Annotated in this window: 11 protein-coding genes and 1 pseudogene; 5 read left to right on the forward strand and 7 right to left on the reverse strand. The window is 34.2% G+C overall.

From position 1 onward, the window contains the following. Positions 1-37 precede the first annotated feature (37 nt). The 3 genes from P8H68_RS03855 to P8H68_RS03865 all read left to right on the forward strand — a co-directional run bounded on the left by P8H68_RS03855 (position 38) and on the right by P8H68_RS03865 (position 2,126). Complete coding sequence (locus tag P8H68_RS03855; RefSeq protein ID WP_300321848.1) at positions 38-445, forward strand: BT0820 family HAD-type phosphatase; 408 nt, start codon at positions 38-40, stop codon at positions 443-445. Between the two features lie 89 nt (positions 446-534). After that, positions 535-1,353, forward strand: coding sequence for a type I methionyl aminopeptidase (map, locus tag P8H68_RS03860; RefSeq protein WP_300321851.1), 819 nt, complete (start codon positions 535-537; stop codon positions 1,351-1,353). Between the two features lie 11 nt (positions 1,354-1,364). After that, positions 1,365-2,126, forward strand: a complete 762-nt coding sequence (locus tag P8H68_RS03865) for a class I SAM-dependent methyltransferase (protein WP_300321853.1) — start codon at positions 1,365-1,367, stop codon at positions 2,124-2,126. On the opposite strand, the gene P8H68_RS03870 is transcribed toward P8H68_RS03865, so the two are convergent. Together P8H68_RS03870 and P8H68_RS03875 are read right to left on the reverse strand one after the other, a co-directional pair. Beyond that, on the reverse strand, positions 2,123-3,304 hold the full coding sequence (locus P8H68_RS03870; RefSeq protein ID WP_300321855.1) for a hypothetical protein: 1,182 nt from the start codon (positions 3,302-3,304) through the stop codon (positions 2,123-2,125). The two genes, P8H68_RS03865 and P8H68_RS03870, sit on opposite strands and share 4 nt — an antisense overlap. A 163-nt stretch (positions 3,305-3,467) precedes the next feature. Beyond that, complete coding sequence (locus P8H68_RS03875) at positions 3,468-4,463, reverse strand: FAD:protein FMN transferase (protein WP_366144926.1); 996 nt, start codon at positions 4,461-4,463, stop codon at positions 3,468-3,470. A 104-nt stretch (positions 4,464-4,567) separates the two neighbouring features. On the opposite strand from P8H68_RS03875, the gene P8H68_RS03880 reads away from it, so the two are divergent. Then, the gene (locus tag P8H68_RS03880; protein WP_300321858.1) at positions 4,568-5,413 is read left to right on the forward strand and encodes an OmpA family protein; all 846 of its coding nucleotides are present in this window, start codon (positions 4,568-4,570) and stop codon (positions 5,411-5,413) included. A gap of 78 nt (positions 5,414-5,491) precedes the next feature. Here the strand turns inward: P8H68_RS03880 and P8H68_RS03885 are convergent, their stop codons facing one another. From P8H68_RS03885 to leuC, 5 genes are all read right to left on the reverse strand, one after another. Further along, a complete protein-coding gene (locus P8H68_RS03885; protein WP_300321874.1) occupies positions 5,492-6,073 on the reverse strand; it encodes a tRNA-(ms[2]io[6]A)-hydroxylase in 582 nt (193 codons plus the stop codon). 88 nt (positions 6,074-6,161) lie between these two features. Continuing rightward, the gene (leuB, locus tag P8H68_RS03890) at positions 6,162-7,217 is read right to left on the reverse strand and encodes a 3-isopropylmalate dehydrogenase (protein WP_300321860.1); all 1,056 of its coding nucleotides are present in this window, start codon (positions 7,215-7,217) and stop codon (positions 6,162-6,164) included. 55 nt (positions 7,218-7,272) lie between these two features. Further along, a complete protein-coding gene (locus P8H68_RS03895; protein WP_300321863.1) occupies positions 7,273-8,802 on the reverse strand; it encodes an alpha-isopropylmalate synthase regulatory domain-containing protein in 1,530 nt (509 codons plus the stop codon). Positions 8,803-8,916: 114 nt separating this feature from the next. Next, positions 8,917-9,516: a 3-isopropylmalate dehydratase small subunit gene (gene leuD / locus P8H68_RS03900; RefSeq protein ID WP_300321865.1), complete on the reverse strand. Its 600-nt coding sequence runs from the start codon at positions 9,514-9,516 to the stop codon at positions 8,917-8,919. Between the two features lie 12 nt (positions 9,517-9,528). After that, on the reverse strand, positions 9,529-10,935 hold the full coding sequence (gene leuC, locus P8H68_RS03905; RefSeq protein WP_300321868.1) for a 3-isopropylmalate dehydratase large subunit: 1,407 nt from the start codon (positions 10,933-10,935) through the stop codon (positions 9,529-9,531). 436 nt (positions 10,936-11,371) lie between these two features. On the opposite strand from leuC, the pseudogene P8H68_RS03910 reads away from it, so the two are divergent. Then, positions 11,372-11,645: pseudogene (locus P8H68_RS03910) on the forward strand (heparinase); the annotation flags it as partial.

Genomic DNA, 11,645 nt, shown 5'->3' on the forward strand with positions numbered 1-11,645 from the left:
AAAATTGTATTTTGCTATAACTTTAATCCCCAACCCTATGGCACTTCACAAACACATCATCATTGCAGTGGATTTTGATGGAACAATCGTTGAAGACGACTATCCTAAAATTGGAAAAGAACAAATATTTGCCTTTTCAACAATGAAAGAACTTCAAAAAGCCGGACATCGTTTGATTTTATGGACCGTGAGACATGGAAAAAAATTAGAGGAAGCTGTTGAATTCTGTAAAGCAAACGGAATTGATTTCTACGCGATTAACAAAAACTATCCGGAAGAAATTCAAGATGGTAGCACCTCACCTAAAATATATGCAGATATGTTTATTGATGATAGAAATATTGGTGGATTTATCGGATGGGGACAGGTACATCAGCTATTTTTTGGAGAGGCAAATACACCTCAAAAGAAAAACAAAGGCTTTTTCTCCTTTTTAAAAAAATAGACCATCAACTACCATAGTAATAATTTTTAATTTTCTATTTAAAAATATTTTATTTAAAGTAACTTTGCGCTCAGAAAAACATAGCTTTTATGATTACTATTAAAACTTTAGAAGAAATTGAATTGATGCGCGAAAGTGCACTAATTGTATCTAAAACTTTAGGAATGCTTGCTGCAGAAGTTAAACCTGGCGTTAGTACTTTACAGTTAGACACCTTAGCTGAAGCTTTTATTAGAGATCATGGAGCGGAACCTGGATTTTTAGGATTATATGATTTTCCCAACACCCTTTGTATGAGTCCGAATGCACAAGTTGTACACGGTATCCCTAACAAAGACGCACTGGTGGAAGGTGATATTATCTCCATTGATTGCGGTGCTTTAAAAAATGGTTTTTATGGAGATCACGCTTACACTTTTGAGGTAGGTGAAATTGACCCTGAAACGAAAAAATTATTGGAAGTAACCAAGCAGAGTCTATACGAAGGCGTGGGACAGTTTAAAGCTGGAAATCGTGTTGGTGATGTTGGCTATGCTATTCAGAAATATACTGAAGATCGTGGTTATGGTGTGGTAAGAGAATTAGTAGGTCATGGACTAGGACGTGTTATGCACGAAGATCCTGAAATGCCGAACTATGGAAAACGAGGACGTGGAAAAAAATTCACCGAAGGAATGGTAGTTGCCATCGAACCTATGATCAACATGGGAACTAAAAGCATCAATCAATTGAATGATGGTTGGACCATTTTAACCAAAGACGGAAAACCTTCTGCTCATTTTGAACATGATGTTGCCATTGTAAATGGAAAACCAGAATTACTATCTACTTTTAAATACATTGATGCAGCTTTAGGAATTCAAACGGATGCCGAAGACGAATTCAGAAGTGTACCTCTTGTGCTATAAGATTTTACTGAATGTCTCTTTTTAAACTTGCTTTAAACATTATACCCAGACCATTTTTGATTAAAATGAGTTATTTGGCACAGCCTTTTGTCAGTTTTTATCTTAGGGGTGATACGTATACAGATCCTATAGATGGTAAGTCGTTTAGAAAGTTTTTACCTTATGGATATGGAGTACAAAGAGAGAACGTATTGGCGCCCGGAACCTTATCTCTAGAAAGACATCGATTGTTATGGTTGTACTTAAAAAGCACAACGTTCTTTTCGGAACCGAAAAAGGTATTACATGTTGCACCAGAGCAATGTTTTTATAAACTATTTAGAAAACAAGAAAACCTAGATTACCTTACTACAGATTTGTTTTCTCCTTTGGCAGATGTGAAAGCAGATATTTGCAACCTCCCTTTTGAATCTAATAGTTATGATATCATTTTTTGCAATCATGTATTAGAACATATAGAAGATGATAAAAAAGCCATGCAGGAGTTATTGAGGGTATTAAAACCTGGAGGAATGGGTATCTTTCAAATACCTCAAGAATTAGATAGAGAAGAAACATACGAAGACTTTTCTATTACGGATCCTGCGGATAGAAAAATTCACTTTGGACAGTATGACCATGTAAGAATTTATGGAAAAGATTATTTTAACAAACTGAGAAATATAGGTTTCGAGGTAAATGAAATCAAATCTTCTGATATTGCAACTCCAGAAGAAATTGAAAAATTTAGATTATCTCCTTCTGAAATTTTACCTGTTTGCACAAAGCCCTAGTGCATCTTTAAAAACTCATCCAAACTAACCAAAGACGCTCCGTCTTTGATAATTTCATTTTTCTCATTCACAAATTGATATTTAGAATCTGTTTTTATAAGAACTGTTGTTCCTTTATAAATACCATTTTTATCAATTGGTTTTTGAATAGTTCTTCCTTGCTGATTTAACCAAATCGAAGTACCCTCAGTAGAGATTGCTTCTAAAGCCCCATTACTTAAAGTTCCTAAATATTGATATTGACCTGAAGAAACAATATTTCCTCCTAGAGAAATAAACCCGAACAAAGAGTCATCTTCATTATAAAAAACACTAAAACCACCTAAATCACCTCCAAAGTTTAAATATTCCTTATCGATCTTAATTTGATTTTCTTTGTTGAATTTTTTAATCACATTATGATCTTTCCAATACTCATAATATGTGATCAATTTAGAATTGCTTTTATAACCCTTTGCATCGATATCATAAACCAAAACTTTTTTAGAATTATTTGGATAAGTAACTATTAAATTATTTTCTCTTGGCAGCATTACCTTTCCATAATTTGTAGACAAGACATTAAAATTAGAAACTTGAGGCAATGGGGTCTCTTCTTTTGTGTTTGTTTTATAAACTGTTACTTTCGAAGATTGTCCCTTAGCTCCTTCCATCAGCACAACTTTGCCATCATAATGATAAAAATCAGCATACGTTCCTGGATTTACCAACACCGACCCAAGATCATTTATCACGCCATAAAAGCCCTTGTCATTTTTAAAAACCGCTACACCATTTTTATCAAATGAATAAATTGTATCAGCTATAACAGACAATTCTGAAAATTTAGCATACCATACCGTTGTCAATGAATCAATTCTATGTGCTTCTTTTTTACGTAATAATTCAGCGGCAAGCAATTCCGCCTTTATTTTATTTTCAGCTTCAATTTTTTCTTCAATATCTACATATAAATAAAGAACCTCATTATAACGCTCGGTTCCTTTTTCTGTAGTTAGATCAAAATATTTTTTTGCATGTTCTTTTGCCACCGGATAATTTTCGAGCTGAAAATAAATCATCGTTCCAATTTCTTCCATTTTAGCGGTAGACTCATTGCCTAATAAATTTTTAGCTTTATCAAAATACACCAGAGCCTTTGTCAATTCTTTTTGTTGCAATTGTTCTTCTGATTTCACAAGATAGATCTCAGCAATCTCTGAACTTGATTGACCGTAGAATTGAAAAGAAATAAAAAAAAGGATGAGAAAAAACTTGTGCATATTGCTGTTAAGTAAAAGTGTATGAATAAAATATATAGCGTCTAATTTACTAAAAATATTAGTACGACAAAAGCAGCATTTATAAAGGGAAATTTGAAAACTCTTGTGTCTCACCGTTTTCATCTACATAAATAAGAAATACTTTCAATTCAGGATGATGATCAACAAATTCTTTCGTAGCGGCAAACCCCATTGCCATAAATGCCGTAGCATAACCATCAACATCAGCACAATCTAACGAAGAAATCACAGAAGCACTTAACAAATCACGTTTTGCAGTATAACCCGTATTAGTGTCGATTGTATGCACATATTTTTCACCTGTAAGTGAATCTATCTTAAATTTTCTGTAATTCCCTGAAGTTGCCATAGATTCATTTTTTAAGGAGACTATTTGCTGCAAAGATCGAGTACCATCGAAATTAGGTTTTTCAATTCCAATTCTCCAATAGGCACCGGTAGCATTTTTACCTCTTGTACGTACCTCTCCTCCAATTTCTACCATATAATTAGATATCTCTTTTTGCTCTAGAAACCTAGCAACAACGTCTATTCCATATCCTTTTGCAATGGCATTAAAATCTAAATAAATTTTTGGATCTTCTTTGAGAACACAGCAATCCGTTAACGTCACCTTATCATATCCAACTAATTCTAACAGCTCCTTTATGCGATCTTCATTTAGATTCCCAATTGTTTTTTCCGGACCAAATCCCCATGCATTCACCAAAACCCCAATAGTAGGATCAAAAACCCCATTAGTTTCTGAATAAATCCTTTTTGCTTTTAAAAAAACTTCTTTAAAATAAGCGTCTATTTCCACCTCCTCTTCACCTGCATTTATTCGTGAAATATCTGATAATGCATCATAAGTAGACAAAGATTTATTTACAACTTTAAACAGACTATCAATTTGAATTGAATAATTTTCGTTAACTTCAGATAAATAAGTGATATGAAAACTAGTTCCAAAAACATTTCCTTCTAATTTATACTCGTTTGGCTTGATTTTTGAACATGAACTACAAATCATTAGGATTAACAAACCGTTTATTAACATTTTAAATTTCATCATCTTGTGTAAATCAATTAATTATATCTTTGAATATTGAACTTTTAAGTTCTTTTATTTAGATATTTTAATATATTTGCACAAATTAAATCATTTTACTCAAAACCATGAAAAAACTTATAGCATTATCTACAATCTGCGTATTATTATTGTCTTCTTGTGTTTCTAAGAAAAAATACACTGACTTGCAAAACGCAAACAATGATACAAACCAAGAATTAGCAACTGCTAAAACTGATTTAAACGCTTCTTCTAGTGAATTAGAAAAAGAGCAAGCAAAAAATGCTGCTTTAGAAGATAAAATCGACTACTTATTAAAAGGAAACGAAAAAACGTTGGAATTTGTAGATAACTTAACGGTTATTTCGAAGTCTGCTTCAGAAAACGTAAAAGAAACTTTAGAGCAATTGGGGAAAAAAGATGAATACATCAAGCACATCCAAAACGCAAACTCTAAAAGAGATTCTATCAACTTAGCTGTTGCTTTCAACTTAAAGAAAGTTTTAGACGATGGATTAAACGACGAGGATATTCAAGTTAATATCGAGAAAACTGTTGTTTACATCTCTATCAACGATAAATTATTATTCAACTCTGGATCTTACACTGTATCTAACAGAGCTAAGAAAGTTTTACAAAAAGTTGCTGACGTAATCAACGAAAGACCAGAAATGGACGTAATGGTTGAAGGACATACAGATTCAAGAACTATCAACACTGAAGTTTTAGAAGACAACTGGGATTTATCTGTAAAGCGTGCTACATCTGTAGTAAGAACATTACAGAAAAATTACAAAGTTGCTCCTGAGAGATTGATCGCAGCTGGTAGAAGTAGCTATGCTCCATTAGTAGAGAATAATTCTGCTGCAAACAGATCTAAAAACAGAAGAACTAAAATTATCATCCAACCTAAATTGGATCAGTTCTTAGAATTGTTAGAAGAAAAAAACTAAGAATTTAAAATTCTTAATAACATAAAAAAAGCTCCTTCGTTTGAAGGAGCTTTTTTTATATCTAAATCTAATAAATCATTAACCATGGATAGTTTCATTCTTTCCGTACTTTGAAATAATTTTATTTTCAAAAGCCAACCATTCCTTCCATCTTTTATCTACATCTGTTCTACCTCCATATTTTCTTGCATACCCAATGAATGTAGTATAATGCCCAGCTTCACTTATCATGAGCTCTCTATAGAACACAGATAATTCTTTATCCTTGATGTTTTCTGAGAGTACTCTAAAACGTTCACAACTTCTTGCTTCAATCAAAGCTGAAAACAAGAGTCTATCAACCAATGCATCCTCACGTGTACCACCTTTTTTCATAAACTGATACAACTCCCTCACGTACGGATCCTTGCGCTCTCTACCTAAAACTCCTCCACGTTTTTTGATGATTTCATGAACCATTTCAAAATGCTCAATTTCTTCTTTAGCCAGCTCCAACATATCAGAAACTAAATCTGATAAATTCGGATTAAAGGTTATGATGGTAATGGCATTGGTAGCTGCTTTCTGTTCACACCAAGCATGGTCTGTTAGAATTTCATCAATATTTGTTTCTACTATATTTACCCACCTAGGATCCGTTGGCAACTCTAAGTGTAACATTTTTCCGTCTTTCATACTGCAAAGATATTATTCTAAAAACAAAAAGGGGGATGTTTTTCAACATCCCCCTTTTTAAATTTATTTTTGTTTAGATACTTTTAGCTAAGAAATCTCCTACTTCAATAGTTCCGTAAGCTTTCTCACCGTTTGCTAAATCTTCCGTTACAATTCCTTCAGATAATGCCTTGTTTACTGCATCTCTAATCGCTTTTCCTTCCTCTTGCAAACCAAAGTTTTCAAACATCATTGCAGCAGATAAAACAGTTGCCATTGGATTTGCTATATTCAATCCTGTTGCTTGTGGGTAAGAACCGTGAATAGGCTCAAACAAAGCTATATCAGCTCCCATAGAAGCAGATGGCATCAATCCCATAGATCCAGAAATTACCGAAGCCTCATCTGTTAAGATATCTCCAAACAAGTTTTCTGTAATCAATACATCATAAGAATTTGGCCATTGCACCAAGCGCATTGCAACTGCATCTACAAACTCATAAGCAACTTCTACCTCTGGGTAATCAGCTTCCAAACCTTGAACAGTTTCTCTCCATAAACGAGATGTTTCTAATACGTTTGCTTTATCAACACAACATAATTTCTTAGAACGTGTCATTGCCAATTCAAAACCTTTTCTAGCCAAACGAGTCACTTCTTCTTTTGTGTATACACAGTTATCAAAAGCAGTATCTCCTCCGTCTCTTCTTCCTTTTTCTCCAAAATAAATTCCTCCAGTCAATTCACGTAAGAAAACCAAATCAGTTCCTTCAATACGCTCTTGTTTCAATGGAGATTTATCTAATAAAGATGGGAATGTAAAAGTTGGACGTACATTTGCGAACAACCCTAATGCTTTACGCATTTTCAACAAACCTTGCTCTGGACGCACCTTTGCAGATGGATCATTATCAAAACGAGGGTGACCAATAGCACCGAATAACACAGCATCAGAAGATTTACAAATCTCATGCGTTTCATCTGGATAAGGTTCTCCAACTGCATCAATAGCAGCTGCTCCAGTTAAAGCTGGCTTCCAAGTAATTTCATGTCCGAATTTACTTGCTACAGCATCTGATACTTTTACTGCCTGATCAATTACTTCAGGTCCGATACCGTCTCCGGCTAAAAGGGCAATGTTTAATTTCATTTTATTATTATTTAAATTGTTTTCTTAGTGACCAGCACTAAATCGTTTTATATTTTTATGACATTTCAAGAATGTTCAACATTTTTTGCGTGGACTTGATAGCAGATACAGTTTGGTCCACATCCAAACCACGTGTGATAAATTCTTTTTTACCATTTTTCCAGGTGATGATCGTCTCACAAAGAGCATCAGAATTTGATCCTGGAGGTATTCTCACGGCATAATCGGTTAACGTAGGAATTGTTTTATCTGTATGCTCAGCATAAACCTTTCTCAAAGCATTCATAAAGGCATCAAACTGTCCATCTCCACTCGCATTTGCTTCGAACAACTTTCCATTGATTCTAAGCGACACCGTAGTTGATGGTTTCAATCCTTTTGCGTGTGTTAATACATACCCCTCTACCACAACATTTTCTTCTCTAGAACTACTATCTAAAACATCAGAAATAATATAGGGCAAGTCTTCTTGAGTTACCAATTCTTTTTTATCTCCCAATTCAATGATTCTTTGCGTCACTTTTTTCAAGTCATCATCATTCAACTGTAAACCTAAATCTTGTAAGTTTTTCTGAATATTGGCTTTACCAGAAGTTTTCCCCAAAGCGTATTTACGTTTTCTACCAAAACGCTCTGGAAGTAAATCGTTAAAATACAGGTTCTTTTTATTATCACCATCTGCATGAATTCCCGCAGTTTGAGTAAATACATTTGCTCCTACTACTGGTTTACTCACTGGAATTCTAAACCCAGAAAAGTTTTCAACCAACTTACTCACTTTATTCAAAGAGGACTCGTTGACTGCAATTTCAATCTCAGGCATAAAATCATTAACTACAGCTACTACAGAAGCTAAAGGAGCATTACCCGCTCTCTCACCCATTCCATTCACCGTCAAATGCAATCCATTTGCACCGGCATCAATTGCTTCCATTACATTGGCTACACTCAAGTCATAGTCATTATGTGCATGAAAATCGAAATGCAAATTTGGATACGTATCTCTTAACTCCTTTACAAAAGAATAAGATTCCTTAGGTGTTAAAACTCCTAATGTATCTGGTAATAAAACACGTTCAATATTTTGAGAAGCTAGGAAAGTTAAAAATTCAAAAACATACTCCTTAGAATTACGCATTCCATTACTCCAATCCTCTAAATACACATTAGTTTGTATACCGTGAGAAGCCGCTAAATTAATAGTAGACTCAATATCAGAAAAGTGTTGCTCTGGGGTTTTCTTCAGCTGATGCGTCAAGTGATTCATAGAACCCTTTGTCAACAAATTCTGAACTTTAGATCCAGATTCTAACATCCATTCAATGGATTTCCCTCCATCAACAAAAGTCAACACCTCAACCTTATTCAAACAATTATTTTCAGAAGCCCATTTAGAAATTTCTTGCACAGCTTCTAACTCACCTTTTGAAACACGAGCAGAGGCAATTTCAATACGATCTACTTTTAACTCCTCAAGCAATAATTTTGCTATGGTTAATTTTTCAGAAACAGAAAATGACACTCCAGAGGTTTGTTCACCATCTCGAAGTGTGGTATCCATAATTTCAATTTTTCTTCTTTCCATTCTCTACTTTTTCCTTCAAAAAACAGGCAAAATACCGTATTTTTTAATACCATAAAAAGCGCTCAACCATTTAGTTGAAACGCTTTTTTATTATTTTAGAAAACCTATTCCTTTTTAGAAAGGACGAGTTCCTGCAAATGCTGTAATTTCTCCTTCGATATTTTTTAAATAATCGATATCATCAAAACCATTCAACATATTTCCTTTTTTATAACCGTTGATATCAAAAGATTCAGACGCTCCAGTAGCAACTAAAGTCACTGTTTGGTTTGGTAAATCAACTGTAATTTCTGCTTTAGGATCTGCTTCGATTGCTGCAAATAATGAATCTGCAAATTCAGCTGAAACTTGAACAGGCAATACACCAACATTCAAACAGTTATTTTTAAAGATATCTGCAAATTCAGAAGAAATTACACATCTTAGTCCGAAATCATATACAGACCATGCTGCATGCTCTCTAGAAGAACCAGAACCGAAGTTTCTACCTCCTACTAAGATCTGAGATCCTGCGTGTATTTCCTTGTTTAAAGGAAAATCAGCTTTAGGAGTTCCATCTGCTTCAAATCTCCAATCACGGAAAAAATTAATATCAAAATCTTTACGCTCAGTTGCTTTTAAGAAACGAGCAGGAATGATTTGATCTGTATCCACATTCTCAATAGGAAGTGGAAAAGCTGTACTTGTTAATACTTCAAATTTATCGTAAGCCATTGTATTCTATTTTTAAGCGTTAGCGTTTAAGATTGTTCTTGGATCTGTAACCACACCTTCAACAGCAGAAGCTGCAGCTACTAATGGAGAAGCTAATAAAGTTCTTGATCCTGGTCCTTGACGACCTTCAAAGTTCCTGTTAGAAGTTGAAACTGATAATTTTCCAGCAGGAATTTTATCATCATTCATTGCCAAACAAGCTGAACATCCTGGCTCTCTTAAAACAAAACCAGCGTCTGTAATAATCTTATCCAATCCTTCTTCTTTGATTTGATCTACAACTTTATGAGATCCTGGCACCAACCAAGCAGTAACATTAGCTGCTTTTTGACGACCTTCCACGATAGAACAAAAAGCTCTAAAATCTTCAATACGTCCGTTTGTACATGATCCTAAGAACACAAAATCAATTTCTTTACCGATCATAGAATCTCCTTCATTGAAGTCCATGTATCCTAAAGATTTTTTGTAAGTCTCAACACCACCTTCAACATTCTCTGCATTTGGAATATCTTTTGTTACTCCAATACCCATCCCTGGATTTGTACCGTAAGTAATCATTGGCTCAATATCAGCTGCATCGTAATTAAACTCAATATCAAATTCAGCTCCTTCATCCGTAGATAAAGTTTCCCAATATTTCATTGCGTTGTCCCAATCAGCACCTTTTGGAGCTTGAGAACGACCTGCTATATAATCAAATGTTTTTTGATCTGGAGCAATCATACCACCACGAGCACCCATCTCAATTGTTAGGTTACACACAGTCATACGACCTTCAATAGTCATATCTTCAAATACATCTCCAGCATATTCTACGAAATACCCTGTAGCACCAGAAGTAGTTTGTTTTGAAATAATATATAAAGCAACATCTTTAGGAGTTACTCCCAATCCTAATTTACCATTTACGTTGATACGCATAGCTTTAGGCTTAGACTGCATGATACACTGAGTAGACAATACCATCTCAACCTCAGAAGTACCAATACCAAAAGCAATAGCTCCAAAGGCACCATGAGTAGATGTATGTGAATCTCCACAAACAATAGTTGCACCAGGCAAAGTAATTCCGTTTTCAGGTCCTACCACGTGTACAATACCGTTATTAACATCACCTAATCCCCAATGAGAAATCCCATACTTTTCAGCATTTTTACCTAAAGTATCTAACTGGTTTGCAGATAAAGGATCTTCTACCGGTAAATGTTGATTGATTGTTGGTGTGTTGTGATCTGCAACTGCGAATGTACGCGCTGGATAAACCACACTGTTCCCTCTACTTTCCAATCCAATAAACGCTACTGGACTAGTTACCTCATGGATAAAATGACGATCGATAAAGAATACATCCGGTCCGTCTTCTACCTGACGCACTACGTGTGAATCCCAAACTTTGTCAAATAATGTTGTTGCCATTTTTTGTTCTTTTTATTTATAAGTTTTCAAAAGTACTATTGTTATCTTTTTTTATAAGGAGTTTTTTTAATTCTTTACTGTATCCATTCTTTACAAAAACAAACACAAACCCTTTAAAAACAAAGACTTAACCCCCTCACTCATTACGATGTCTAATCTTCAAATGAATTGACTTAGAGCATCTAAAACAAATAAGGATTGCAAACTTACGAATTCAAATTTATTATGACTAAAATTCTATGATTTTGTTTCAGAAAGAAATAATTTAAATCCCCATTCGAAATAGAATAAAAACTATCTATTCAAATCTAATTATTACACATAATTTGCTTTAGAATAAAATTAATATTACTTTTGGTAAACCAATTTGGATAACCAATTGTGGACGATTCAAATTTTTAAGTAAAAACCATTACTGAATTAAACTCAATTTACAATGAAGCAACTCTACGTCATACTCTTCTCTTTATTAGTAATTATATCTTGTAATGGTCCGGAAAAAACCAAAAACACTAAGATAGATCCTTCAGGACATCCTAGATTAATTTTAACAAAAGAGGGGGTCAAAAATATCCGTGATCAATTGGGAAATATTCCAATTTTTGACAATTCACTACAGAAAGTCAAAGAAGAAGTTGATGCCGAAATTTTAGCAGGAATAGAAATCCCTATTCCAAAAGATTATTCAGGCGGCTACACACACTCTAGAC

The organism is Flavicella sp. (assembly GCF_029238425.1).
In the GTDB taxonomy this organism is placed as follows: Bacteria; Bacteroidota; Bacteroidia; order Flavobacteriales; family Flavobacteriaceae; genus Flavicella.